Source organism: Arthrobacter sp. S2(2024) (genome assembly GCF_036662515.1).
Classification (GTDB): domain Bacteria; phylum Actinomycetota; class Actinomycetes; order Actinomycetales; family Micrococcaceae; genus Arthrobacter.
Genome location: NZ_JAYKZI010000006.1, coordinates 126,441 through 151,695, shown reverse-complemented (window position 1 = coordinate 151,695; position 25,255 = coordinate 126,441). Strand labels below are relative to the sequence as shown.

The 25,255-nt window shown below is 64.5% G+C and carries 27 protein-coding genes; 7 read left to right on the top strand and 20 right to left on the bottom strand.

Features of this window, described 5'->3' with window-relative positions; genetic code table 11:
- Window positions 1–154 precede the first annotated feature (154 nt).
- Both VLA65_RS14255 and VLA65_RS14250 read left to right on the top strand, forming a co-directional pair.
- Window positions 155–301, top strand: a complete 147-nt coding sequence (locus VLA65_RS14255) for a lmo0937 family membrane protein (RefSeq protein ID WP_113990647.1) — start codon at window positions 155–157, stop codon at window positions 299–301.
- Window positions 302–396: 95 nt separating this feature from the next.
- Window positions 397–936 (top strand): DUF1003 domain-containing protein, encoded by a 540-nt coding sequence (locus tag VLA65_RS14250; protein ID WP_084784483.1) that lies wholly within the window; start codon window positions 397–399, stop codon window positions 934–936.
- 27 nt (window positions 937–963) lie between these two features.
- Here VLA65_RS14250 and VLA65_RS14245 read toward each other — a convergent pair whose 3' ends face one another.
- The 4 genes from VLA65_RS14245 to gluQRS form a co-directional block, all read right to left on the bottom strand.
- Window positions 964–1,497: a phosphohydrolase gene (locus VLA65_RS14245; RefSeq protein WP_332602888.1), complete on the bottom strand. Its 534-nt coding sequence runs from the start codon at window positions 1,495–1,497 to the stop codon at window positions 964–966.
- A gap of 9 nt (window positions 1,498–1,506) precedes the next feature.
- A complete protein-coding gene (locus VLA65_RS14240; protein WP_332602887.1) occupies window positions 1,507–2,634 on the bottom strand; it encodes a serine hydrolase domain-containing protein in 1,128 nt (375 codons plus the stop codon).
- A 301-nt stretch (window positions 2,635–2,935) separates the two neighbouring features.
- Window positions 2,936–3,952, bottom strand: coding sequence for an NADP-dependent oxidoreductase (locus VLA65_RS14235; protein WP_332602886.1), 1,017 nt, complete (start codon window positions 3,950–3,952; stop codon window positions 2,936–2,938).
- Complete coding sequence (gene gluQRS / locus VLA65_RS14230; RefSeq protein WP_332602885.1) at window positions 3,953–4,861, bottom strand: tRNA glutamyl-Q(34) synthetase GluQRS; 909 nt, start codon at window positions 4,859–4,861, stop codon at window positions 3,953–3,955.
- Window positions 4,862–4,962: 101 nt separating this feature from the next.
- Between gluQRS and VLA65_RS14225 the strand changes: the two genes are divergently transcribed.
- Window positions 4,963–5,187: a hypothetical protein gene (locus VLA65_RS14225; protein ID WP_332602884.1), complete on the top strand. Its 225-nt coding sequence runs from the start codon at window positions 4,963–4,965 to the stop codon at window positions 5,185–5,187.
- Between the two features lie 334 nt (window positions 5,188–5,521).
- Here the strand turns inward: VLA65_RS14225 and VLA65_RS14220 are convergent, their stop codons facing one another.
- The 8 genes from VLA65_RS14220 to VLA65_RS14185 form a co-directional block, all read right to left on the bottom strand.
- A complete protein-coding gene (locus VLA65_RS14220) occupies window positions 5,522–6,112 on the bottom strand; it encodes a TetR/AcrR family transcriptional regulator (protein ID WP_268020064.1) in 591 nt (196 codons plus the stop codon).
- Window positions 6,113–6,186: 74 nt separating this feature from the next.
- Window positions 6,187–7,356, bottom strand: coding sequence for a pyridoxal phosphate-dependent aminotransferase (locus VLA65_RS14215; RefSeq protein ID WP_332602883.1), 1,170 nt, complete (start codon window positions 7,354–7,356; stop codon window positions 6,187–6,189).
- Between the two features lie 92 nt (window positions 7,357–7,448).
- Complete coding sequence (locus tag VLA65_RS14210) at window positions 7,449–8,261, bottom strand: SDR family oxidoreductase (RefSeq protein WP_332602882.1); 813 nt, start codon at window positions 8,259–8,261, stop codon at window positions 7,449–7,451.
- 111 nt (window positions 8,262–8,372) lie between these two features.
- Window positions 8,373–9,410 carry a biotin-dependent carboxyltransferase family protein gene (locus VLA65_RS14205; protein ID WP_332602881.1) on the bottom strand — a complete coding sequence of 346 codons (1,038 nt, stop codon included), beginning with the start codon at window positions 9,408–9,410 and terminating at the stop codon, window positions 8,373–8,375.
- Window positions 9,397–10,188, bottom strand: a complete 792-nt coding sequence (locus tag VLA65_RS14200; protein ID WP_332602880.1) for a 5-oxoprolinase subunit B family protein — start codon at window positions 10,186–10,188, stop codon at window positions 9,397–9,399. Before VLA65_RS14200 ends, VLA65_RS14205 begins: the two co-directional genes overlap by 14 nt.
- Window positions 10,189–10,235: 47 nt before the next feature.
- On the bottom strand, window positions 10,236–11,039 hold the full coding sequence (locus VLA65_RS14195; RefSeq protein ID WP_332602879.1) for a LamB/YcsF family protein: 804 nt from the start codon (window positions 11,037–11,039) through the stop codon (window positions 10,236–10,238).
- 127 nt (window positions 11,040–11,166) lie between these two features.
- On the bottom strand, window positions 11,167–12,516 hold the full coding sequence (locus tag VLA65_RS14190) for an MFS transporter (RefSeq protein WP_332602878.1): 1,350 nt from the start codon (window positions 12,514–12,516) through the stop codon (window positions 11,167–11,169).
- Window positions 12,517–12,561: 45 nt separating this feature from the next.
- Window positions 12,562–13,194 carry an RraA family protein gene (locus VLA65_RS14185; RefSeq protein ID WP_332602877.1) on the bottom strand — a complete coding sequence of 211 codons (633 nt, stop codon included), beginning with the start codon at window positions 13,192–13,194 and terminating at the stop codon, window positions 12,562–12,564.
- A 266-nt stretch (window positions 13,195–13,460) separates the two neighbouring features.
- On the opposite strand from VLA65_RS14185, the gene VLA65_RS14180 reads away from it, so the two are divergent.
- Complete coding sequence (locus VLA65_RS14180) at window positions 13,461–13,919, top strand: Lrp/AsnC family transcriptional regulator (protein ID WP_332602876.1); 459 nt, start codon at window positions 13,461–13,463, stop codon at window positions 13,917–13,919.
- Window positions 13,920–13,921: 2 nt separating this feature from the next.
- Here VLA65_RS14180 and VLA65_RS14175 read toward each other — a convergent pair whose 3' ends face one another.
- Complete coding sequence (locus VLA65_RS14175) at window positions 13,922–15,709, bottom strand: HNH endonuclease signature motif containing protein (RefSeq protein ID WP_332602875.1); 1,788 nt, start codon at window positions 15,707–15,709, stop codon at window positions 13,922–13,924.
- A gap of 125 nt (window positions 15,710–15,834) precedes the next feature.
- Window positions 15,835–16,290: an Lrp/AsnC family transcriptional regulator gene (locus tag VLA65_RS14170; protein ID WP_284989253.1), complete on the bottom strand. Its 456-nt coding sequence runs from the start codon at window positions 16,288–16,290 to the stop codon at window positions 15,835–15,837.
- Window positions 16,291–16,393: 103 nt separating this feature from the next.
- Here VLA65_RS14170 and VLA65_RS14165 point away from each other — a divergent pair, with 103 nt between their 5' ends.
- Window positions 16,394–17,029, top strand: a complete 636-nt coding sequence (locus VLA65_RS14165) for a LysE family translocator (protein WP_059388707.1) — start codon at window positions 16,394–16,396, stop codon at window positions 17,027–17,029.
- A 60-nt stretch (window positions 17,030–17,089) separates the two neighbouring features.
- A complete protein-coding gene (locus tag VLA65_RS14160) occupies window positions 17,090–17,413 on the top strand; it encodes a hypothetical protein (protein ID WP_059388708.1) in 324 nt (107 codons plus the stop codon).
- A 22-nt stretch (window positions 17,414–17,435) separates the two neighbouring features.
- On the opposite strand, the gene VLA65_RS14155 is transcribed toward VLA65_RS14160, so the two are convergent.
- Window positions 17,436–18,428: a hypothetical protein gene (locus tag VLA65_RS14155; RefSeq protein WP_306963582.1), complete on the bottom strand. Its 993-nt coding sequence runs from the start codon at window positions 18,426–18,428 to the stop codon at window positions 17,436–17,438.
- A gap of 198 nt (window positions 18,429–18,626) precedes the next feature.
- Between VLA65_RS14155 and VLA65_RS14150 the strand changes: the two genes are divergently transcribed.
- On the top strand, window positions 18,627–19,097 hold the full coding sequence (locus VLA65_RS14150; protein WP_059388710.1) for a DUF4383 domain-containing protein: 471 nt from the start codon (window positions 18,627–18,629) through the stop codon (window positions 19,095–19,097).
- Window positions 19,098–19,180: 83 nt separating this feature from the next.
- Here VLA65_RS14150 and VLA65_RS14145 read toward each other — a convergent pair whose 3' ends face one another.
- The 5 genes from VLA65_RS14145 to VLA65_RS14125 all read right to left on the bottom strand — a co-directional run bounded on the left by VLA65_RS14145 (window position 19,181) and on the right by VLA65_RS14125 (window position 25,129).
- On the bottom strand, window positions 19,181–19,855 hold the full coding sequence (locus VLA65_RS14145; protein ID WP_332602874.1) for a response regulator transcription factor: 675 nt from the start codon (window positions 19,853–19,855) through the stop codon (window positions 19,181–19,183).
- Window positions 19,848–20,852 carry a sensor histidine kinase gene (locus VLA65_RS14140; RefSeq protein ID WP_332602873.1) on the bottom strand — a complete coding sequence of 335 codons (1,005 nt, stop codon included), beginning with the start codon at window positions 20,850–20,852 and terminating at the stop codon, window positions 19,848–19,850. The genes VLA65_RS14145 and VLA65_RS14140 overlap by 8 nt, the downstream gene beginning before the upstream one ends.
- Before the next feature lie 791 nt (window positions 20,853–21,643).
- Window positions 21,644–22,837 (bottom strand): NAD(P)-dependent malic enzyme, encoded by a 1,194-nt coding sequence (locus VLA65_RS14135; RefSeq protein ID WP_332602872.1) that lies wholly within the window; start codon window positions 22,835–22,837, stop codon window positions 21,644–21,646.
- 239 nt (window positions 22,838–23,076) lie between these two features.
- Window positions 23,077–23,679, bottom strand: a complete 603-nt coding sequence (locus VLA65_RS14130; protein WP_059388712.1) for a TetR/AcrR family transcriptional regulator — start codon at window positions 23,677–23,679, stop codon at window positions 23,077–23,079.
- A 121-nt stretch (window positions 23,680–23,800) separates the two neighbouring features.
- The gene (locus tag VLA65_RS14125; protein WP_332602871.1) at window positions 23,801–25,129 is read right to left on the bottom strand and encodes an MFS transporter; all 1,329 of its coding nucleotides are present in this window, start codon (window positions 25,127–25,129) and stop codon (window positions 23,801–23,803) included.
- Window positions 25,130–25,255: the final 126 nt, after the last annotated feature.

The window sequence follows — 25,255 nt, the reverse complement described above, 5'->3', positions numbered from 1 at the left end:
GTCAAAGCGGCAGTCGAACTATCGCTTATTGCGTACCCGTTAACACCAACCCGATCGTGGCATAAAGTAAGGGCACCAAACGGTATCTGCGCGGCCCGCAGACCAGCGGAGCGCGGAGTCAGCATTTCCATTCGTACACAAAAGGGAGACCCTCATGTTGCTTTGGATAGCCATCATTATCGCTGTTCTCTGGCTTCTCGGCTTTATCGGCAATATCGGCGGCGGGTTCATTCACCTGCTTTTGGTCATTGCCGTGATCGTCCTGATCTTCCACTTCCTCCGGGGAAGATCCCGCGCCTAAGTACCGGGCGTTCGGTCCTAGGTTCAAGCGCATGGCGACGCTAGGCTCGCTCTCAGAGGCGAGATGGGCTCGCCGCGAGCCAAGGGATTGAACGTATGGCACAGCAGGCCGGACACCAATCGACATCCACCACGGGCACTCTTCCGCATTCACGCTCGTATCTGAGACCTACACGGTTGCTCTCTCAAAGCGAGCGGGAAAAGCTCCACCCATCGGTCCTGGCGGAGGCCGAGCGCCGGGCCGCAAGCATTCAGCTTCGAGTCGCGGACGCAATTACGGCCTTCGCCGGATCGATGAATTTCGTCTACCTGCACATTCTGCTTTTCGCTGTGTGGATGCTCGTGTTCGAGCAGAGTCCGTGGCCGACGTTGACTCTGATCGTCTCGCTCGAAGCGATCTTCCTCTCGACCTTCGTCATGATCGGACAGAACCGCCAAGCGGCTTTCCAACAGGTGAAGGCGGACCATGACTACAATGCCCAGGAGCATCTGCTCGAAGAGAACACCGACCTCACGCGCGCGATTCACGAGCTCACCGCCCAGATCCACCAGCGGGTCTTGGCGGAAGTCACCGCATCCACCAGCAGCTCGGCGTCCGCAGCCAGCCCGATACAGGATGACCCGACCAAACCTTAGGCAGGCGGGAGCTGCCAAATCGGACCGCTAGTCGGCCAATCGGTCCATTTCGGACAGGAGATCCGGGTTGATGCGCTGCAGGACCAAGTGGATTTCGCCACGGGGCACAGCCTTGTAAAGCACTTCCCGGGCGTCTGCGTACCGAGTGGTGGGTGCCTTGTCCGGCCATTTCTCGGCGAGCGCCCGCACGCGCTCCGGCACGGAGTTGTGGGCGTTGCAGGCGATCTTGACCAGGGTGGCGTCGTGGTCCTGTGCGATGTGCAGGACCACGGCTTCATCATTGTCCGAGTCATCTTGGAAGCGGCGGGTTACGCGTTCGATGATGCCCACGGCACGTTCGGAAACGCCCATGTCGAGCAGCGCCTGCTTGGTAATCGGGGTGTCCTTGGCGATGTCGTGCAGGTAGCCAGCGATCCGGATGTCGTCGTCGAAATCGGCGAGCGCATCCCCTACCGCCAGCACGTGCTCGCGATAAGGCCGCTTCAGCTTGTCCTTCTGGCGATTGTGCGCCACTTCGGCAAGGACCATGGCTGTTTCAACGGTGAATCTCGGTTCGGTCATGGCTTCATCCTACTGAGCCAGTTCGGTGACTGCCTTCCGCACGGCGGCGCTCAGTTCGAGGTTGCGGCATCCGGCTCCGCCGGGTTCGGCCTGTTGCGGCACGTACCCGAAAGCGAGTTCATACACGGGGTCAGCGAATCCCAAAGATGCGCTGGCGCCGTCGTGCCCGAACGCCCGGTAGCTCCCGTATGGCGAGCGTGCATGCGATTTCATGAACACGGTCCCAAAGCAGCTGGTCTCGCCGAACACGCGGTCGATGCCGAAAACCTGCTCGGCCGAGACAGCCTGGATGGTCTCTTCACTGAGGAGGGGTGCGACGGCGGGCCGGTCGCCGTCCGCGGCAAGTCCGGTGAGTGCCGCAGCGTAGACGCGGGCCATGCCTTCGGCGCTGGCGACCCCGGCGGCGGAACTCAGGCCGGCGGCGCGCACCTCGCGGATGTTGGGCAGGTCAAGGATGTCCCCCACCGCCGAGTTGGCCGAAAGTCCGAAATGGCTCGCGGGATCAATCCACGGCTGGGAGGGGTCCTCGGCCCAACGGAGGGTGGCATAGCGGGGCTCCTCGGACTCAGGCAGTCCCAGGAAGAAGTGGGCGCCCGTGACCGAACGGATGCGTTGTTCGTAGATTTCCTGGAGGGTGGACCCGGTGATCCTTCGGCAAAGCTCCTCCATGAAGACGCCGATGGTCAGGGCGTGGTACCCGAATGCGGTCCCGGGCTTCCAGAGCGGCCGCATCTGCGCGAGCTTGGCGGCGGCCAGCTCGGAGTTGTTGTATTCCTCGAGGGTGAGTCCGCCTTCGACTCCCAGAAGACCGGCCTGGTGGGAGAGCAACTGGGCCACGGTAACGTTGGCCTTTCCTTCGGCGCCGAATTCCGGCCAGTACTTGACCACTTCAGCGTCAAGGTCCAGGAAGCCGTCCTGGACCAAAAGCGCGATGACCAGCCCGGACACTCCCTTGGAACAGGAGAAAACACCGGTTACCGAATCCGGGCGGCGGTGCGGGCCGCCGCTGATGTCCAGTACCTTGACGCCGCGGTGGTAGGCCGCAAGCTGGGCTGAATATTCCGGGTCCTCGCTGAGGAAACGGCCAAAGAGTTCGGCTACCGGTTCGAATCCAGGGGCAATCGTCTGTGCATCCACCCGGACAGCCTAATCCCTTCAGCCCCCTAACCTCGCTAGCTCGGCCAGGGAACCCGGCAGAATGGGCCCACCTTCAGCCCCCTAACCTCGCTAGCTCGGCCAGGGAACCCGGCAGAATGGGCCCACCTTCAGCCCCCTAACCTCGCTAGCTCGGCCAGGGAACCCGGCAGACTGGGCCCACCTTCAGCCCCTTAACCTCGCTAGCTCGGCCAGGGAACCCGGCAGAATGGGCCCACCTTCAGCCCCCTAACCTCGCTAGCTCGGCCAGGGAACCCGGCAGAATGGGCCCACCTTCAGCCCCCTAACTGCCGCGAGTGTCCATGGTCACCACGATCTTGCCCTTGGCGCGTCCCTGCTCCAGCGCTGCGAAAGCGTCGGCGATCTTTTCGAGCGGATAGCTGCTATCCACCACCGGTTTCAGTTTTCCGTCGGAAACGAGGCGTGACAGGAACTTCAAGTCTTCGCCACTGGGGTGCATGAAAAGGTAGCGGTACCGGACGTTGGCTTCACGGGCGCGGCTCCGGATTCCGAGGCTGATCGCCCAGAACAGCGCGGTCATCCAGGCCGGGGCCGCAAGGTCCTTCAGGGCCGTCTGCGGTTCGGGCATCCCCGCGATGCTGACCACTTTCGCGCCCGGCTTGAGGATCTTGAACGTCTGGTCCAGCGTCTCCCCGCCCACGAGATCCAGCGCGGCGTCGAAGCCATGAAGCACTTCGGCCAGGTTCTCCTTCGTATAGTCGACGACGGCGTCCGCCCCGAGCCGCCGCACCAACTCTTCCCCACGGGGAGACGCAGTGGTGGTCACCTCGGCGCCAAAGTACTTGGCCAACTGGATGGCAAGGGTTCCCACTCCGCCCGCGCCCCCGGAAATGAACAGCTTGGTCCCGGGCTTGATCTCGAGCTCGTCGCGCAGTGCCTGCAACGCGGTGAGGCCCGCCAAGGGAAGGCTCGCGGCCTCGGTGTAGCTGAGCGACCTTGGCATGAGCGCCACGAAATCCTCGTGGACGGCGGCGTGTTCGGCAAAAGCGCCCAGCAGTGTCTTGTCCACGCGGGCAAACACCCGGTCTCCCGTGGCGAAGCGGGTGACGCCCGGGCCTACAGCTTCCACGATCCCGGCCAGCTCGCTTCCAGCCACCAAGGGCAGCCTTGGCCTGGTGATCACCCGGACTGCACCTTCTCGTTGCTTGTAGTCCACGGGATTGAGTCCCGCGGCAAACACCCTGACCAGGACCTCGCCCGGACCGGCAACCGGCCTGGGGACGTCCTGCAGCTCCATTGCGTCGGCGCCGCCGTAGCGGGTCAGCACATAGGCGAGCACTTAGGCCCCTTTCCGGAGGGTTGATTGCTGAATGCCATTCCATATCCATGGCCCGTGTGGCAATCGGGCCGGATCAAATCCATCCAAGGCCTCGCCAAGCGGCCCTCCCGGCAAGCCGAGCGATTCCAAGATCACGTCCCGCACCTCCGCGGCAGACAGCCCGACGGCGGCAAGGTCGCCGAGCGTCACCGCGCCGTCGCGCTTGGCCAGGCGGGCGCCGTCGCGATTCAGCACCAAGGGGACGTGGGCGTATTCCGGAACGGCAATGCCCAACAAGGACGCCAAATAGGCCTGGCGGGGTGTGGAGGACAGGAGGTCGTCTCCGCGGACCACTTGGTCCACGCCCTGTGCCGCGTCATCCACCACCACGGCCAAATTGTAGGCAGTGACGCCGTCGTTCCTGCGGAGCACAAAGTCGTCCACGTCGCCCGTGTATGAACCGTGCAGCCTGTCCTCCACAGTCCATTCGTGGGCTTCAGCGCGGAGCCGGATGGCGGCAGGGCGGGAGGCCCGGCGGATCTCGAGCTCCGCCGTCGAAAGGTTCCTGCACGTGCCCGGGTAAGCGCCTTGTGGCGCGTGCGGGGCGGACGGAGCATCCTGGATCTCGCGTCGCGTGCAGAAGCATTCATACGTCAGCCCTGCGTCCGCGAGCCGCTCGATCACGTCGTTGTACAGCCCGGAACGGTCCGTCTGGCGGACGACGGCGCCGTCCCACGTCACGCCGACGGCCCCAAGATCGCGGAGCTGGACTTCCTCGGCGCCGGCCCGAGCCCGGTCGAGGTCCTCCACGCGCAGCAGGAAGGCGCGGCCCGTGGAACGAGCGAAGAGCCAGGCGAGCATGGCCGTGCGCAGATTGCCCACGTGAAGCTCGCCGGAGGGGCTCGGAGCGAAACGGCCAGCGGAAGTCATGGCACAAGACTATGCGCCGCCGGGCGTGCCTGCAGGATTCCGGGGAGGTCGGGGCCGCTGGGAGAATTGGGTACCTTTAGTTTCCAAAGAGAGGACCAACGTTGAACTCATCTCGAGCCAAGGCGATGGTTTCCTTCTGGAAAGCCGAAGAAGGTTGGGGCGAACTTATTCTTCCCGACGGGAAGAAATGCTTCGCGCATTTCTCGGTCAGCGAGCAATCAGGCGGATACAGGTCCCTCAATGCGGGTGATCTAGTGGACGTCGAGTGGACCGCCGCCTCCCAAGATGAATACGACTTTGTCGCGGTGTTGATTCAGCCTTTTTGAGAACACGACCCGGGCAGCACAAGAGCCCCTCAGCTACCGCAACTCATTCGGTGGCTCAGGGGCTCTTATGGTGGTGCCGGCCACCCTTCATGGCGACGCCGGCGGGGTGCGGAATGACGATGCGTGAACAAGAGTCAATCAGCGGCTGCGTCTTTGCGGGACGGTGTTTCGGGTGGCCGGGTGGTGTACCGGAGGATCCGTAGCCTGTGGGGTCCGGCGGTAGCCTTTCCCTTCGTTGCCACTATTTGAACAGAAACACTACAACTGGCGCAACGGACTCAATCGCCACTGGTCAATCTGACCGGTTCCTCGACGGAAGGCGATCAGGATGTGGTCACTTTGCCGAAGTTGGCTCCGCAGCTGCCCACGCGGCCATCGCGCCACGGAGCGCAGCACAAAGCTTGGTGGACACTTGGTCCTTGTCCAGGCCGACGGTGTTGAGCAGATCGAAAATTTCCCGGGGGTCGAAGAGGATGTTCCACAGGAACATGGCTTCGTCCCCGAGAGGTGGGAGCCCGAGTTCCTCGCAGGCCTCGCGGAGCGGCCGTTCCAAAGCCTCGGCCTGGATGGTCAGGTAGTACGCGCCGGAGCGAAGACGGGCCAGGTACCCTTCGCCGGAACGGGTGTGGACCATGGAACCGCCATGCTTGATGACGAGACCCACCCAGTGCCGGCTGACGCTTTCCAGCAGTTCCACCCCGGACGTGGTCTGTGCAACGCTGAAATCGCGCAGCTTCTCGCCAACACCGAAGCGGAATGCGGCCAGGACGTCCTCCACCGAGGCGAAATGTCGATACGCGGTCGCGGGAGAGATCTCGGCTTCGCGGGCGATGTCCGTCATGCTCACCGGGCCCTTGGCCTTGGCGAAGAGCTTCCCGGCGGCCCGCACCAGCTGGCGGCGGTTGCGTTGGGTGTCGCTGCGCATGGGCGCCCCCTTCCGTGTCAGATCCCAGCGTATCGCCTGAGCGGCGGGCGCAACGCTGGCCACGTCCGGGGCACTCACCGGAGCTCGGCCAGACCGGCCGCCAAGCGCTCCACACCGGCGGTTATGGCCTCGGAGCTGGCGGCGTAGGACAAGCGCAAGTGGAACTCGCCGTTCCGGCCGAACTCGCTGCCGGGACGGACGGCGACGCCGTGGTTGCGAAGGTGGGCGACCATCGCGGCTGCCGGCAGCTCGACGTCGTACTTGGGGAAGAGGTAGAACGCACCTTCCGGCGAGCTGACCGTGAGACCCGGAATCTGCTGGAGACCGGTGGCCATGAGCTCCCTGCGCAACGCATAGGAAGCGTGCATGCGTTCGATGTCGGGGCCGCACGTCTTGAGGGCGGTGAGCGCCGCGTATTGCACGGCCTGGTTCATGGAGCCGTTGAAGGTGTTGTGGATCCGGGCGGCGGAGGCGATGACGTCGGACGGGCCCCAGAGGTAGCCGACGCGCCATCCGGTCATGGCATAGCTCTTGGAGAAGGTCTGGCAGTAGATGGTCCGGCCGGCCAGGGCTTCGATTTCCAGTGCCGAGGTGAAGGGTTCGGGCGTGTAGACGAGATCGCTGTAGGCCTCGTCGGAAAGGATCAGGGTGTCGGTTCCGGCGACCATGTCTGCGAGGGCTTCGAGTTCGCGGCGGGAGTGCACGATGCCGGTGGGGTTGGAGGGGTTGCAGAAGACGAACATCCTGGCGCCTTCAAGTGCGGTGGCCAATGCTTCGAGGTCCCAGTGCAGGTCATCGGCCAGCGGCACCGGCACGGTGATGCCCCCGGCCATGCTGACGAGGTCCGCGTAGAGGGAATAGGTGGGGTCCGGGATGACCACTTTGTCGCCCGGGTTGACGATGCCAAGGATCGCCGCAGACAGGCCGGCCGTGCCGCCCTGCGTGATGAGCACGGCGCCAGGGCTGGCCACTCCGGCGAGGAGCTGGCCGATACGGGCAGCCAGCTCCTCGCGAAGCACCAGCTCGCCGAGCAACGGCGAGTAGTGGGTGAAGCCGTCCTCGAGGGCACGGGCTGCTGCTGCTCGAACCTGGGCCGGCGTGTCGAAATCCGGCTCGCCCATCGCCAAGGAGACGAGGTCTCCCTTGGATTGGGGCTGCTGCACCCGCAGCGATGTGCGCTGGATGCGCTGCACCGCCTCGGAGGGCTGGAAATCGGCGACGGCGGTGGCTGGCTCGAGTGTCATGAGGGTCCTGATCTGGGTGGTTGCTGAGATTGTTTTGGGGGCGGGCGATTTGGTATTGATTCCGCGGGAGGGCGCGTACAGCCGGCGGGGTTTCATCGCTGCGGCGCCTCGTCAGCGGGGGCCTCGTCGGCAGGGGCTCCGGCCCAGCGGCTGATCTCGATGTCGCCGGAGGTATCCCGCTGGATGGTGGGGGCGATGACCAATTCCTGGACCACGGTGCGCTGCGGCAGCGTCGCCACAAGGTGGATGGCCCGGGCCACGTCCTCCGGCTGGACCATGGCATCGCGCTCTTCCGCGCGAGGCGGGCGGGCGCGGTTGTCCAGGATAGGCGTCGCCGTTTCACCGGGCAGGATGGTCACCGCGCGCAACCCGTCGTTGCGGAAGGTGTTGTGAAGGTACGTCATGAAGTTCCGGACCGCGGCCTTGGCCGCGCCGTACGCGGCGCCGCCGAGAAGGTTCGGATTCACTGCGGCGAGCGAGGAGACCGTGATGATGGTTCCGGTCTTGCGGCTCAGCATGTCCGGAAGGACCGCCTGGCTGAGCAGGTAGACGGCGTTGAGGTTGACGTCCAGGACGCCGTTCCATTCCTCCTGGCTGATCCACCGGACGTTGAGGACCTTGCTGGAGCTACCCGCACTATTGACGAGGATGTCCACCGGACCGAGGCTTTCGTGGACCCATTCCAGCAGGGCGTCTACATCGTCTTTGGAAGTGATGTCCGCAGCGCGGGCAAAGGCACGTCCGCCGTCGGCGACGATTTCGGTGGCGAGCTCCTGCAGAACGTCCTCACGACGCCCCACGAGCACCACTGCCGCGCCATCTGCAGCCAGCAGGGCCGCCGTCGCGCGTCCCATGCCGGTACCGGCGCCGGTGATGATCGCGAGCTTGCCGTCCAGAAGTCCCATGGTTTCAGTTCCTTGCGCTTTAGTGTGAATCATTTGAGATGCCAATCACATATGAGAAGAGTTTCTCATTTCAGAAGATGATGGTCAAGTGTTTTCTTCGGGGACTGCGAGTCACGCCGCGGCGGGACTCGGCGAGGGAGCCGCGGGACTTGCGTAGAGGGGGAGCCCGACGGCGGCGAACAGGGCGTGCGCGCGCTCTTCCAGATGTGCCAAACCGCGCTGCTGTTCGCGGTATTGCTCCACCGCTTCGGCGTTGCTGATCCAGCGAAAGGTCATCTTCCGGCCGGGGCTGGCCTGGCCCAGCATGGGCAGGGAGGCCTTGGCTGCGACCGCGACGATAGGGTAGCCGGCGGTCAGCGTCCTTGAGCGGCCCAGGATGATGAGCTCATCGCCATGCGGGATTTCAAACGCGCCGATCGGCACACCATGGGACACGATTTCCCCGAGTCCCTCCGGATGCACCACGGGCCCGTCCAAACGCAGGCCTACATGGTTGGATTTGGCGCCGACGGTGTAGTGGCTGGAGCTGAGCAATTTCCGGATGCCGGGCGTCCGGTTCGTTTCGGGACCGTCGACGACGTCGATGGTCCACACCTCGGGGTTGAAGTCCAGCACGGGAACAGGCAGCCGGAACAATGGCTGGGTCAGGAACGGGTGCGTGAATCCGTGGTATCGGCTGTGGAGGGTGAGCGCCTGCCCGGGAGCGAGTTGTTGAGGGAATCCCATGCGCGATTCCGGCGCTGCGCTGCCCATGAAACGGGCGGTTTCCAGTTCGCCGCTGAAGGCCAGGTAATTCCGCATGCCGCCGCTGGCCTTGGCGATCACAACCCGTGCTCCGGCAGGAAGACAAAGCGGCTCCCACATGGCCACCGCGTCGCCATTCACTGTGACCTCCGCCGGGACCCCGGTCACGGCGCACATCACGTCGTGCGTGGCCGTGAACGCGAACCGTCCGCCCATGATTTCCAGGCATGTGGCCTTGCGGCTGTTGCCGACCAGGATGTTGGCGACCGCCGCGGAGTGCTGGTCTGCCGCACCTCCGCAGGGGACGCCCATGAACTCGGAATTCTCGCGGCCCAGGTCCTGGAACGTGGACAGCCAACCGGCCTCGCTCACTTTGATGCCGATCGCGTGGTCAGGGAAGGTCACTGTTGCTCCCATCCGAGCCATCCGAGCCAGCGCCGCCCGAAGCACGCAGGAATCGGCCTTCAAGCCGTTCCCATTCACGCTCCGGAACCACTTCAAAACGCACCAGATCCCCCGGTTTGTATGACGTGGCGGGGTCTTCCCGGATATCGCAAATGGTGAGCGGAGTCCGGCCGATCACCTTCCAGCCGCTCGGTCCGGGGAACGGCTGGATGATGGCGTTGGTGCCGGCCACCATGACAGACCCGGGTTCCACGTTGGTCCGGGGCTCGACGCAGCGGCTGACCTGGCCCGGGAATTTCACGCCGCCCATCATGGGGGCCATGGCCGCGGCCAACAGGTTGATGGTCAGCACCGAGGACTCGAACCGCCGCAGCACTGCTTCCGGGCTCAGGCCCAGTTCCCGGGCGACCCCCGGAAGGTCGGGGGAGAATTCCTCGCTGACCACCATCGGTATGACAAAAAGTGATTGCGAGGCGCCAGGTGCTCCCGGTTCCAGGGCGCTGCCGGCAACCGCCAAGCGAATTGTCTGGGCCAATTGTTCGTGTGTCACGGCAAGGCAATCGAACTCGACCAACAAGGACTCGACGCCCGCCACGATGTCCAGCACCCCAAACGGCCGCACCTCCAGCAGCACGTCGCGGAGCCGGCTGGCCCCCGCCCGGCGGAGGTCGCCGTCGTCGTTCTTGACCCGGAGCATGAGGGCTGAGTCGCCGAACGGATCGGCTTCCAGTTCGGGCGGGCGGTGCAGTCGCTCCGCGGGTGCTGTGTGCGTGGTCATGAGTCCTGCTCGGTGGTGCGGGTGATGGATCCGGGGGTTGCTCAGCTTCAGACCGTGGCGAGCCCGGCCTTTTCGGCGAGGACTTCCTGGAGGCCTGTGGCTTTGATGCCCGCCTTGTGGAGAGCCGCACGCAGTGCGGTGCCGTTCTGCAGGACCTGCGGGTGGTCGCCGTGGAGGAGGACGACGTCGGCATCGTGGCCCAGCGGGACCACCTTCCCGGTGACGGCGCGAACGGTCCCTTCGGTCACCACCTGGACCACGCGGCGGCCGATTTCCTCGGGGTCGTGCAGGAGTGCGCCTTCCCTGTTTCGCGAGACCGGCATGCCGTCTTCGCCGTAGCCGCGGTCTGCGAGGAAGACGTAGCCCACCTGAAGTCCGCGCTTGCGGGATTCATCGGCCAGGAGGCCGTTCTGGCAGATCACGATGTAGGAGGGGTCGTAGGCCTTGATGGCATCCGTGATGGCGCGGGCGTGCTTGGCGTCGGTCTGGGCGATGCTACCCATCCGGCCGTGCGGGGCTACGTGGCTGATCTTGCCGCCATGGATGCGGGCGAACGCGTCCAGGGCGCCGATCTGGTAGAGGACGTCGGTGCGGATTTCTTCTTCGCTGGCTTCGATGAGCCTGCGGCCGAAGCCCACCAGGTCCGGGTATCCGGGGTGGGCGCCGAGTTCGATGCCGCGCTCCACGCAGGCCTTGACGGTGGCATCCATGACCCTCGGATCGCCGGCGTGGAAGCCGCAGGCGATGTTGGAGGCGGTGACGAGGCCGAGCAGGGCGTCGTCGTCGCCGATCGTGTAGTTACCGTAGCTTTCGCCGAGGTCTGCGACGACGGCGACTGAATTGATGCTCAAGGTGGCTCCTGCTTCTGTTCCTGGTTAGGTGGTTCTCTTGTTTTGCTTAGGTTCGTTGCGAAGGGTTCGACGGCGGCGGCTGCCGTTCCAGTGGCGGGCGGCCACCGCCGTCGGGGTTCTGGTCTGGCTAGTGAGTCTGCAGGGGCTGGCCCTTGGTTTCCTTCAGGAAGTAGACCGAGACGAGCGTGATGATGGCCGTCCCGATCGAGGCGAAGGCGGGAACCATGCTGTTGCCGGTGGCCTTGATGAGTTCCGTCATGACCAGCGGGGCGCTTCCGCCGAAGATGATGGTGCTGATGCTGAAGCCGATGCTGTACGCGCTGTAGCGGACCGTGGTGGGGAACATTTCGGTCAGGACGGTGTGGACGACCGCGGCGTGGCCGGAGAACGCGATAGCCATAACGATCGTGGCAACGCAGGCCAGCGGCATGTTGCCCGTGGTGATCATGGCGAACATCGGGTACGAAACCACGGCCATGAGCACGGCGGAGAGAGCCAATACGGGTTTGCGGCCGATGCGGTCGGACAAGCGTGCCATGAGCGGGATCGCGATGATGATGGCCACCAGGCTGACGGCGGTGACGAGGAGCGCCTGGAGCATCGTGAAGTTGTGTCCGGAGCCGAGCTGGGTCTTCAGGTACGTGGGCATGTAGGCGAACAGGAGGTAGTAGCCGGGACCGTTCAGTGCCGGAAGGAAGATGGTCAAGGCGATGGCCTTGAGGTGGCGCTTGGAGGTGAAGACGGTGCGCAGCGGGTTGCGTTCCACCTCGTTGCGCTCACGCAGTGCCGCGAAGTGGGGGGTGTCTTCCATCTTGGAGCGGATATAGAAGCCGACGTAACCTAGGGGCAGGGCGAAGAGGAACGGAATCCTCCAGGCCCAGGCCTCCATGGTGGAATCTCCGAGGGCGGTGATGAGGCCTGCGGAAATGGCACTGCCGAAGAGGAGAGCGCAAAAGGAACCGACCGCAATGAAGCTCATGGAGTAGTTGCGGTGCTTGTTGTGGGCATACTCTCCGACGAAGGCCATGGCGCCTGCCACTTCGCCACCGGCCGAGAATCCCTGGAGGATCCGGAACAGGATCAACAATGTGGGAGCGGCCCAGAAGATGACCGAGTACGACGGGATGAGGCCAATGCAGGCCGTGGCCCCGGAGATGAGGAGCAGGAGCACAGCGAGCAGGTTCTTGCGGCCCAGCCTGTCGCCCAGGAATCCGCAGATGACGCTCCCGAAGGGGCGGGCCAGGAAGCTCACCAGGAATCCGACGTTGGTCAGGAGCAAGGATCCGATGTCCTTGGAACCCATGATGTTGATGGCCAGGTACGTGGTGAGCAGGCCGTAGATGCCGTAGTCGTACCATTCCACGAAGGAACCCATGGTGCCGGCAAAGGTTGCTTTGCGCACCATCCTGCCGTCAGCGGTTACGACTTTGATTTGAGCGGTGTTCAGTTCCACTGAGTCCGTCGATTGCTTTGTCATGGTGGGTGCTTTCAGTCTATGAGGGGGCTGGGGTGGGAGAAAGCGCTAGCTGTATTCGCGGGTGATTTCCGCTGTCATCTCGGCCTCGTGCGCGGCCACGGCGATGACTCGTTCCAGGATTTCCGCGGCACGGGCCTGGGGGATGATGACCACTCCGTCGTCATCGGCGGCGACGATGTCGCCCGCCGAGCAGACGATGCCGCCGATGGCGACGGGTTCGCCGATGACTCCGGGGCCGTTCTTGAACGGCCCCGCAGGGGTGACACCCCGGGCAAAGACGGGGAACTTGATTTCGGTGATGGTGGCGCGGTCCCGGATGTAGCCATCAATGATGGCTCCGGTGGCGCCCGCGGCTTCGAAACGCTGGGACAGCTGCTCGCCTACCAAGGCACGGTGTTCGTGGCCGAAGCCGTTGATGACCACCACATCGCCGGGCTGGATGTAGTTCAGCGCTTCGATGACGGCGGCATTGTCTCCGGCGGCGCCCAGCACGGGGAGGGCCGAGCCGACGCAGCGGGCGCCTTCCCAGACCGGGCTGATCCCGCCGTCCACGATTCCGAGCCGCTCCATAGCGTCACCGATGTTTGCCACGGGGAACGCCTCGAACGCTCGGACCAGTTCGCGGGGCGGCCGGGTCCAGGATGCGGTGCGGACGGTCAGTTCGAGTGTTGTTGCCATTTTCTTCGCCTTTGGTTTCTTCCCAAGAGCCGGCGCTTTGGGCGCCGATCGTCTTGAGACGTCAATCACATATGAGAAGAGTTTCGCGTTTTAAATTCACGCCGTCAAGGGTTTCCCGTTACGGACATGTAAATGATTCGCAACCACGGCCCGGGGCGGCACGCTCGCATCGGCGGGCTTCGGGGCCGGGATTGTGCGGGAGAATGGGATCTGGTTGGACATTCTGACCAGCCGAACCTTGAGCGACCAGGCAGAAAGCAGCAGCGATGCCGGAATTGGATTCAACGGACAAGCGCATCCTTGCCGCGCTCGACGACGACCCCCGGGTGCCGATCATGGTCCTCGCCCAGCGCCTGGGCCTGGCGCGCGGGACGGTCCAGTCACGTCTGGAGCGCATGACGGCGTCAGGCGCCTTGCGTCCGAACAGCAGCCGCGTACTGCCTTCCGCACTCGGACGGGGCGTTGCGGCAGCGGTGAGTGCGGAGCTGGATCAGAGCCGACTGAACGAGGCGATCGCGGCCCTGCGCAACATCCCAGAGGTGCTTGAATGCCATGCGCCGGCCGGGGACACCGACCTCATCATCCGCGTGGTCGCAACGAGCCCGGACGATCTATACCGGGTGTCCGAAGAGATCAGGCTGTGCCCGGGAATCGTGCGCACGTCCACCAGCATGTTCCTGCGCGAGGTGATTCCGTACCGGACGACAGGGTTGCTGCAAGGCTGAGGTCATATTTGGAAGTAGTGGTTCCGCCGCGGTTTGCGGTGGGGGTCGATGTGCGGTGGCGGGATGAACCAGGGCACGCCCGCTTGGACCTGGATGTGCCAGTCTTCCTTGTGGATCAGGTGGTGGTGATGGCTGCAGAGCAGCGTCCCGTTCGCGGCGCTCGTGACTCCGCCGCGGGACCAGTACTCGATATGGTGGGCCTCGCACCAAGGGGCCGGCATGGTGCACCCGGGGAAGGCGCAGCCCTTGTCCCGCGCGGTGATGGCTTTGCGGATGTGCGGCGGGAAGATCCGTGAGGCCCGTCCGATGTCCAGGACCTGGCCCTCGCCGCCCAAGACCACAGGGATGATGTCGGCGTCGCAGGCCAGTTTGCGCACCGTGGCGGCAGGAACGGGCCCGGTGAACGTGAAGGACCCGGTGCCCAGACCTCGCCCGGGTTGCCCGGGCCGGGCGGGTACGCCAAAGAGTGCGGGGTGGCCGGGCCGGGAAGGCTGCCCGTCTTGCGAAGCTTGCCCGGTCTGCGGATCCCGGCGGTCCTGGGGGAAGAGGTCGCGGTGGTCGATGGTGGCCAGGATCTGCGGGCGGTGGCCGCCCGTGGCAGGCAGGGATCCCGCGGCCAGGGCGAGCTTGCAGGCGCCGACCAGACCGTCCAGGAGCTTCTGCGCCCGCGACCGCCGGTCCGGCGCCCCGGCACTCCCGGACGACTCGCCGGAGGAATCGCCGGACGAATCGCCGGACGAATCGCCGGACGAATCGCCGGAAGGCGCCGCGCAGACCTGAGCTGTGCCCTGGGTTGCTGCGCCCTGGGGTGTGCGGGTTCGGGGGTTGGTGGCGGTGTTCATGACCGTGAGCAGGTGTTCGTATTGCTCGGTGGTGGCGAAGATCTCCACATGCGCCAGGCCGTGCCTGGGGCGGCGCAGGAACGCTCCCTGGTGGTGGCGCAGGGATTCTTCGGACGGTTCCGGTCCGTCCTGGTCGATCGCCTCGATCCAGCGCCGGGCCACCCTGGCCAGGAAGTCCTGGTCGTTTTCCTCCGCGGTGCGGGCCAGGGCGTATTCCATCTCCGTGGCCTTCTCCGGGCTGCACAACGGACGCACCTTCGCCACGGCCATCGTGATGATCCCGGCCGAGCGGGACCCGATCACCCCGGACGCCAGCGCCGCGGCGGTTTCCCCGTGCCGGGCAGGGACCGTTTGCCCGGTGAGGCTCCGGCCGGGCAGCAGCTCCCGGGCGAGGGCGAGCCGGTGCCTGGCCTCGGCGGCACCGATCCGCAGCAAGGACCGCAGGTGCTCGGCCGTGGACCTGAACTCCCCGCCCCGGGCGCTCATGCCGGCGGCACCAACTTGTGCGTCCTCCTGGCCCGCCGTGGTCCCGGACGTCCAGCCCGCGCCGGCGCCCGGATCCGCGCCGGCGGCCCAGCCCGTGGTCCAGCCCCGCCTGGCGGCGGGTTCATCATTCCGGGCCCTGTCCAGCCCGGCAGCGGCGGCCACCTGGAGATAGTCCAGGGTCCGGGAGAGCTCCTCCACCCCGGACGCGAACGCAACAGCCTCCTCGAAACCCAGGACTCCGACGTCGTCCGCGGCTTTGTCCGCCAAAGACCTCGCTGCCGCCACGGCCCCGTCCAAAACGGCCAGCCGGCCGCCCCGCCCGCGCGGATCCACCAACACCAGCCCGCCCGGAGGCATGCCCGGGGCCCCGGCCAAGCGCCGACCACGGGCACGATGCGACGCCACGAAAAGCCCACCGGACCCAAGGCCCTGCCGGGTGTCGACGCATCCGATCGCTTCCATGGAAACACTCTGCCAGGAGGCTACGACATTTTTAGCCGGCCCCGGAACCAAGCCACCGATACCTACCGACGTTGGCTCGGCAACGAATCCCAAGGCCCCGACCGGTTCCGTCGTGGAAACCGAACTCAGACCGGCGGTCCCGCGTTCGGCTTGAGGTTCTTCATCACCAACGTCGAGTTGAGGCGCTCGACGGCGGGAAGCGCCGAGAGTTGGTCGTCGTAGAAGCGCTGGTAGGCCGGGAGATCGGCTGCGATCACGCGGAGGAGGTAGTCCGGCGAGCCGAAGAGTCTCTGGGCCTCGACGATGTTCGGAATGGCTGCCACCCGGTCTTCGAACTCCGACATCGTGGTGCGGTCAGCCTGGCGCAGGGTCACAAAGACTATCGCCTCGAATCCGAGGCCAATCGCCCCAGGATCGATGTCTGCCCTGTACCCACGGATGACCCCGGAAGCTTCGAGATCCCGCAGTCTGCGATGGCACGGAGCCACGGTCAATCCCACCTTTGCTGCGAGCGCGGTGGCAGTCATTCGGCCATCCTCTTTGAGGTGGCGCAAAATAGTTCTATCGATTCCATCAATCACGCAAATATCTTACCGAAATCTCGGCAAGCCTGGCTAAAAATGGGAACACTTATGGGCCGATTTTCCATAAAGTTCATGGTGTAACCGCCAGCCAGGAGCCACCATGAATCCACAGCTTTTCCTCGCCTTCGTCATTGTCGCCGTCACCTTGGCGTGCACCCCGGGCGTCGATTGGGCGTATTCGATTGCCGCTGGCCTTCGGCAGCGCAGTTTCCTCCCCGCTGTGGCCGGCCTGTGCAGCGGCTACGTGCTGCACACGGCCCTCCTGGTGGCCGGACTCGCCGCCGTTTTGACGGGCGTTCCGGGGCTTCTTGGCTGGCTGACGATCGCGGGTGCTGCGTACTTGCTCTGGCTCGGCGTGAGCACCATGCGCTCGTGGCGCGGCGCGAGCTTCAGTGCGGATGACGCCGTCGGGCAGTCCCGAAACCAATTGCGCACCTTCCTGCAAGGCATGGGTACAAGCGGCATCAACCCCAAGGGCCTGCTGTTCTTCCTGGCGCTTGTGCCGCAATTCGTGAGCCCGGAGGCGTCGTTGCCGGTGCCGGTGCAGTCAGGCGTGCTGGGCCTCACGTTCGTCCTATTCGCAGGCATCATTTACACGGTGGTGGCCCTCGGCTCGCGGAAGCTGCTGCAGTCCCGGCCTTCGGCCGCGCGTGTGGTGACCCTTGCGAGCGGCATCATCATGGTGGGCCTCGGGGCTGTCCTGCTCGGCGAGCAGCTACTTCCGATGCTCCGGTGACACGGCCGCTGGGCTATCTCGCTCTGGTGTTCTTGGGCGAGGCAGCCTATGGTCGGCTTCATGTCCGATGACTTTTCAGCTCTCGTGGAGGCCTTCAAGAAGGTCGGCGTATCGAGGGCGTACGGCCCGCCCCTGCAGATCGCCGGAGAAGAACTGATTCCGGTAGCGCTGGTGTCCTTTGGATTCGGCGGAGGCAGCGATGGGGGCAATGCTGCCGGCGGCGGCGGGGGCGGGTTTGTGCTCCCCGTCGGGGTCTATGGCCGCAACGCAAGCGGACGCGTGACGTTCCAGCCGAACACCATAGTTGTCCTGGCCATGCTGCTCCCACTTGTCGGCGCCGTGGGGGTCTCCATTCGGGGAATCATTCGCACGCGTCGGGCGTAGCCGCCCTGCGTTGGCCCCTGCTTTAGTCGCCCGGCTCGCCGAAGTCCTTGTTCCACATTCGGCGTATCTCGATGTCCTTGCGAATCCCATCGACCGCATCCAGCTCAGCGTCCTCCGTCTTGCCGCGCCGGACCCGCTCAGCGACAAAGGGCCTCGGCTTGGGCGTCCTCCGCCTGACCTCAAGCTTCGAGAGGGCCCGGTCCGTGAGGGCGTCGTTCCGCAAGGCGAGGCTGGTCTTCTTCCTGCGGAGTACCTCCTCAAGCGCGGCCTGCGCCGCCTCCCGCTCCCCCAACATCCTGAGCGACTGTGCCCGAATCAGCAGCAGCGCCGCCGAGAGGTCGTCCGTGTTGCGGAGCCCCTCAGTCCAGGCGACGACGTCGGCGTGCCGCTCGAGCGCCGCCGCCGCGGTGCAGCGGGCCAAGGCGGAGGGCAACGACGGCGGCAAGCTGGCCAGGGAGTCCAGCGCTTCCGCCGTCTGGCCCGTCTCCCTGAAGCAATGCGAGAGGGCGAGGAACACGGATTCCTCGCTGAACAGCACTGAAACGTCGATCCGCTCCGCCACCTCGATCCGCGTCACCACCCTGCGAAGGTAGCTTGCGGAGAACTGGCTGGCGGCGTCGTCGATCCGGATGGACAAGCCCCGTTGCAGAAGTTCCGAGGCCCGGAGATATCCTCCGTGCTTGTACACAAGCAGCCCGGCAATCACGTAGCAGAGGCCAGCCCAGCCCGGGTAGGTACGCGCCAGGGTGATGAGCCGATCCGGTTCCGTGCTGGTGAAGACCGCGTCGTACACCGATTTGGCGGTCTTGCCAGCCAGCCGTTTGAGCCTGGGGACGTCCCCGGCGACGTCGATCCGGCCTGCGGCTTTTCCTCTCAGGACGCCCCAAATCGCACCGCCCAAGCCCTCAGCCAGTCCACCTACCGATGTGCGGACATGTCCGTTCCGGAACGGCGTGATGTCCCGGGTGTCCCCGAAAATCGCTCCGCGCACTCCGGGAACCGATGGCTCACTCACGGTTGCACTGCCATCACGGGATAAAGCGTCGCAGAATCGGGCATCACAGAACCATGCTAGCTGCGCTTGTCCCGGCCTCTCCCCTCTATTTCCGGGGTTTTCGGGAGTAAGATATCCTCGTCGGCAGGGTTTCCGACTCCTTGCCGCGATACGGCCCTCCATTTGAAGGGCCGATGGAAATCGTGATCGGGAGGAGCTATGACTACTGCTTCACACCCCGCGCAGCACCACGCGATGGGGCTGACGCTCCACAACTCAGCACTGATTTTGGGCTGGGTTTTCCTGGCTGTTGGCGTCTTGGGATTTATCCCGGGCATCACCAGCAATTACGGCGCCATGACCTTCGCAGGACATGACTCGGGCGCCATGCTTCTTGGAGTCTTCCAAGTATCCGTCCTGCACAATATTGTCCATTTGCTGTTCGGCGCAGCAGGCCTGTACTTCGCAAGGACTGGAAGGATGGCGCGCGGTTACCTCATCGGTGGCGGCGCAATCTACCTCGTCTTGTGGATCTACGGCCTGATCACCATGTCGAACATGAGCGCTGACTTCGTGCCCATGAACGCTGCGGACGACTGGCTGCACCTGGTTCTCGGTGTTGTCATGGTTGCCGTTGGGCTATGGCTTGGACGCGATGTAAGGGAGGAGTCGAAGGGCCGCGCCATGTAGCGCCCCCTCACTCTGCAGCACTCTGCAGTTGCACGACGGCGACCGTCCCTTTCGGGCGGCCGCCGCCTTTGCGTCCGGGGTGCCTACCCGAGAAGCCGATGTTCGTAGGCAAAGGCCACTAGCTGAAGCCTGGTACGCAGCCCGAGCTTGCTGAGCACACTGCGTAGGTGGGATTTCACTGTCGCCTCGGAGACAAACAGGCTCTGCGCCATCTCGGCGTTCCCCAAGCCTTTGGCCGCCAGGAGGAACACATCCCGCTCGCGCGGCGACAACTCGTCCATCACGGCGAGGTCCGGCCCGGCGACCGGCACCGTCCTGGCCGCGTGCTGGAAGAGTTCGTGAACCGAACCGGGCGCGATCACCGAGTATCCCGAATACACGGTCCGGATGGCAGCCAGCAGAAATTCCGGTTCGGCGCTCTTGAGCAGGTATCCGCTCGCGCCCGCCTGCACGGCGTCAACCACGGCTTGATCCCTGTTGAAGGTCGTCAAGGCAATGATCTTTGGCTTGTCCACCCCGGCCGCATCGGCTTCCTCCGTGATGCGGCGCGTGGCCTCCACTCCGTCAAGCACCGGCATCCGAAGGTCCATCAGCATCACGTCCGGCCGCTGCCTGGCCGCGAGCGCCACGGCTTGTTCGCCGTCGTCGGCCTCCCAAGCCATGTCCATGTCCGCTTGGCTCTGGACGAGCATGCGGATGCCGGAGCGGAACAGTGGTTGGTCGTCCACCAAGGCCACCGTGATCGGTGTTTCAGCCACGTCCGACGCTTTCCCGCTCAGTGCCCGACGACGGCGAGGCGGCCTCGAGAGCCAATGCCGGCTCCTGCTCCAGCCCCTCAACGGACGGAACACCCTCCTCTTCCGCTCCACCTTCCGGAAGGAGCGCTGCCGGCCGCGAACCATAGGGGATGAACACCGTCACGCGGAACTGCTCGCCGTCGGGCCCGGAACTGAGCCAGCCGCCGGCTAGGTGAGCACGCTCGCGCATTCCGGGGATGCCGCGCCCCACGCGCTCGGCGGTACCGCCGTCGTCCGTCCCCCCAATCGAAACGGACGCCGGCAATTCCGACGCGACGTGCATGGTCAGCCCGGGGCCGCTCCAGTCGAAATGAAGGCGCACGGCGGTGCCGCGTCCGCCGTGCTTGAGGGCGTTCGTCAGGCATTCCTGCACAATCCGGAATACCGCGAGTTGCTGGCCCGCGCCAAGGTCCACCGGGGTTCCGGTTTCGCTCTGCTGGACCTTGAGGCTCCCCTGGCGCATCCGCTCCACAAGAGGCCCGACGTCGGTGAGCCGGGGCTGCGGAGCCACCAGACCGTCGTCGCGCACTCCCTCAATGACGCGCTGGGCGTCCACGAGTGCGTGGCGGGCTGACACCGCGATATTCTCCAAGGCGTCGAGCACCGCTTTGGGTTGGTCCTGGCTGAGATAACGGGTGCCGTCGGCCTGCGCGGCGATCACAGCGAGCGAGTGCGCCAAGACGTCGTGAAGGTCGCGGGCGATCCGCGTGCGCTCCTGCTCCACGACAAGCTCGACCTCGGTCTCCTTGAGGTTTGCTTGGACGAGATTCCGGGCTTTGAAAAGGCTCCCGCGTTCTTCGTAGAGGCGCAGGGCCAGGCCCGCTGCGGCGCAACCAGCTGCGATGAGGAAAAGGAACGAGAAGACCTGCCAGCCGTTGTTGGCCAGGGCGAATCTGTCGCCCATAAATAGCGGCCGGAACCAGCCAACGCCCTGCCCGTAGCGCCACGACAACATCATGAAAACCATTACACCGGCGAAAGCCACATTGCTCCCGGCGACAACAAATCGCAGACGACCCCTCGCCGTCCACATCGAAAACCCCAAGGCAATGAATGAGCCCAAGTAAATCGCCCAATCATTGGAATCAGGCTCCGGGATGAAGTACACCAACTGACCCATTAGCAAGACGGCCGTGAATCCCAGAGAGAGCACGGGTCGCCATGCCGAGACAGCAATGGCGAAAGTGGTCAAGATCAGTATCGAAAATCTTGACAGAATAAGCTTCCACAATTCGGCCCAATGGGGAAGCCATGCCGCCATAAATCCCAGCTCCGCCACGCACCACAGCGCGAAGAAAATGACGGCCGCCGCAGGGGCGCCCCAATGCCGTACAACTTTCAGTGTCTGTTCCATGTCAGCCACCCTATCCGCGGCCAAGCACGGGGGAACGCCGATTCCGCGCTCCGGGCTTCGATCTCCACCCGGAAGCCAGCGGATTCATCCTTGGAGCCAGCGCGAGACGTGAGCGAGCGTTTGGGAAAATGCCGGCATAAGTGAGCGAGCGTTTGGGAAAATGCCGGCATAAGTGAGCGAGCGTTTGTCGAACCCAACGCGCGCTCACATATCAGGCCAAAATCCCAAACGCGCGCTCACATATCGGGCCCACATCCCAAACGCTCGCTCACCTATTCGGCCCACATCCCAAACCATCGCTCACTTATCCCGAACGGCGGAACAAAAAGAACGACGGCGACCCTCCCCAGCACGGGAGGGTCGCCGTCGTCGGCTCGTAGGGTTAAGCGCGCGGACTATTCAGCCGCCGCGGCGACCGCCGCGGTGACCGCAGGGGCAACACGGGGATCCAGCGGGCTGGGCACGATGTAGTCTGCCGAGAGTTCTTCCTCCGCCAGCGCGGCGATGGCGCGGGCCGCGGCGATCTTCATGGCCGGTGTGATGCGGCGTGCGCCGGCGTCCAAGGCTCCGCGGAAAATTCCGGGGAAGGCCAGGACGTTGTTGATCTGGTTCGGGAAGTCGCTCCGGCCAGTGGCCACGACGGCGGCGTACTTGACGGCGACCTCGGGCAGGACTTCCGGGTCCGGGTTGGACAGGGCGAACACGATCGAGTTCTCGTTCATGAGCTTCAAGTGTTCCTCGGCCAGCTTGGACGAAGAAACGCCGATGAACACGTCGGCGCCCTGCAGGGCCTCCGCGGGTCCGCCGGAAAGGGCGCGGGGGTTGGTGCGCTGGGCGAAGCGGGCCTTGACGCTGCCCGAATCGGCCACCAGGTCGGCGCGCTCGGCGTTGATGATGCCCTTGGAATCCAGGAGCACAACGTCCTTGACGCCTGCGGTCAGCAGGATCTCGGAGACCGCGATGCCCGCGGCACCAGCGCCGGAAACGACAACTTTCAGTCCCTCAAGCTCACGGCCGGTCACCTTGGCGGCGTTCGTCAGGGCCGCGAGAACCACGACGGCGGTGCCGTGTTGGTCATCGTGCATGACGGGGCAGTCGAGGGCTTCGATGAGGCGCTCTTCGAGTTCGAAGCAGCGGGGTGCTGAGATGTCTTCGAGGTTCACGGCGCCGAAGCTCGGACGCAGGCGGACCAGGGTCTCGATGATTTCGTCCACGTTGGTGGTGTTGAGGACCAAGGGGATGGAGTCGAGATCACCGAAAGCCTTGAAGAGCGCGGACTTTCCTTCCATGACGGGGAGGGAGGCGCTGGGTCCGATATCGCCCAGGCCCAGGACAGCGGTCCCATCGCTGACGACCACAACGAGCCGCTCTGCCCAGGTGTGCGTGCGTGCAAGCTCCGGGTTCGCGTGGATCGCGCGGCTCACTTCGGCGACGCCGGGCGTGTAGGCGATGGAAAGGTCCCGCTTGTTCAAAAGCGGCACGGTGCTGGACACGGAGAGCTTGCCGCCCTCGTGGGCGGTGAAGATTTCCTTTTCACTCAGCGCCAGGGCAGTCAGATTCTGTTCAGGGGTGATGGTCTCGACGGACACGTCGTTGTCTCCTCAGGCTAGCCGTGAACCCACGGCACAATTCGGGCAGGTATAGAGGCTTCGGTGCCGGACCAAGGGTGGCTGGTCCGTGCGGTGAAACTCCTGCGGATATGGGCTGCTAGCCGCTTGGGTCCTGTCTTCGTAGACAGGGGCCTGATAGGAAGACTAGAGACATCCAGTCTTAAACTCATACTTTTGGTCGTAGTGGTCTAGACCAATTACGGTGATTCCCCGAAAAGCTACGCGTCCGCAATCAACTTGCAGGCGTTCTTGAGGTCCTTCTCGGCATCGAAAAGTGAGATCCGGCGGCAGTTGACGGACTGGACCAGACCACTGATGACGTGGAGCAGAATCCTGGCCCTCCCGGCATCGCCGATCGCAGCCGCGACCATCTCGGCCGAAAGCGCCTCGATATCGCGCAAGAGTACGGGGATGTCACCATCGCGGGTGTCCCACGTGCGGGACAGGCAGTGTTCTACAGCGGGTTGCATGACTCGCATGTGGAAAATTTCCATCCCGAGACCGGTGAGCTCTTGCTGGCTGCACCTCGAAGATGCCGGCTTGGCGTCGTTGAGTTCGCGGAGCTGCTGCCGGTAGACGGCGAGCATCAGATGGACCGTGGACGGAAAGTAACGGTAGAGCGTCCCCAGCGGAACGTGGGCCCGAGTGGATACATCCGAGAGGCTCACAGTATCGAACTGCCGCTGGGCGAATCCCGCGGCAGTCTTCAGTATCCGGGCGTAACGCAATAGCTGTCTCGGCGTGGTGGGAGCAGCCGCCATTTGGGGCAACCCCGCGGCCAGATCCAGCGAATACGGTTCCAAGGAGTTCGGTTCGGACATTTCCGGCGTTCTGTTGGTTTGGGCTTCGTTCGGGGAGATTGCGCGGCCCCCCATAGACCGAGCGCGTCCTGACAATGATACGGCAGCAAGTTGTCAGTTCCCTGAGAACGGATTCCCAGGTCTACGCGACGCCCTTGATCTTCACGACGAAAACCGCTCCCAGCAAGCCAATGACCGCTGCGGCCACATACAGCGAGACGTAACCACCCCAGAACACAACGAAAATCGAGGCAATCGCCGGCGCGATCACCTGCGGCAAAGAGTTGGCGATGTTGATGACCCCAAGGTCCCTGCCCCGATCCAAGGCCGCAGGCAGCACTTGGGTAATGAGGGCGAAGTCGACCGCCAGATACGCACCGAAGCCCACGCCGAGCACCACGGCACCCGCAATGGCCCCCGTCCACGTGGGTTCGAACGCGAGGATCAACGCAGCTATCGAGATGACGACGGAGGAAGCAATGACCAACGGTTTGCGTTTGCCCATGCGGTCGCTGATGGCACCGCCCACCACGCTAGTGATGATCACCATGACGGCATAAAGGCCTGTCAGGATGAGGACGCCAAACTCCGGCTTGATCCCCTGCATTTCCTCGATATGCACGGCATCCTTGAGGAAGAAGAGCAAGTACAAAGTGACCATGTGGTTGCCGACATTGACCAGGAACCTCGTCAACCATGCCCACGCGAAGTCCGGGTATTTGACAGGCGAGATCCAAAAGCCCTTGACGAATGTCCACAGTTTGAACGGTGGCCTGGCCTCGGGAGCGAGAGGCACGTCGCCATTCTTGAAAAGATAGAGCACGACGCCGGCCAGCAGCGCAGCGGCGCACAGGATGTAGCCGAGGGCAAAGTTCCCCGAAACTACGGAAGCGATGACTGCGCCAACGAGAATGCCCACAGTCTGGCCCATGGCCGCAAGGCCGCCGACCGCGCCGCGTTGGGGCACAGGCACGCGGTCCGGAATAGCCGCCGTGATCGCCGCATAGGCCCCATTACAGCCGCCTTGGACAAGGCACCACAGAATAGTCATGACCGCCACGTTGGGAGCTCCCGCTAGCGCAAGCAATGCGGCGGTACCCAGGATGGCCCCGAAAAGCACCCAAGGGACTCGCCGTCCGAAGCGGGACGTGGTTCGATCGCTGAACGCTCCAAACAGGGGATTCGCGACCATAGACACCGCCGCACCACATCCCGTAACGAGCGCAAGGATGGCTTCCTTCTGGCCTTCGTCAAAGTGGATGGCCTGCTGTCCAAGCAGAACCTGGATCGGGCCGAAGAAGGCGGCGTTGATGCCAACATTGACGAGCACTACTCCGGTGACCCACAGCGAGCGGACGCGCTCCACGGGCTCGGCGAGCGCCGTCGTCGGGCCTTGCGTTCGCGAAGGATCGAGGGCAGGATCCGCCACCGGTCTTTCAGGCAATGAACCGGGCAGATCGGACAGGCTCATGACGGTACTCCCCTAGCCTCTGGACGTGTGAATTCAGCCTAGCGCCGAGGGAGCCTGCCCGGCTGTCATGAAGGCGCGTATGTGGACAACCGGCAAGCCCAGGACCCGCTATGGCTCGTCCGCACG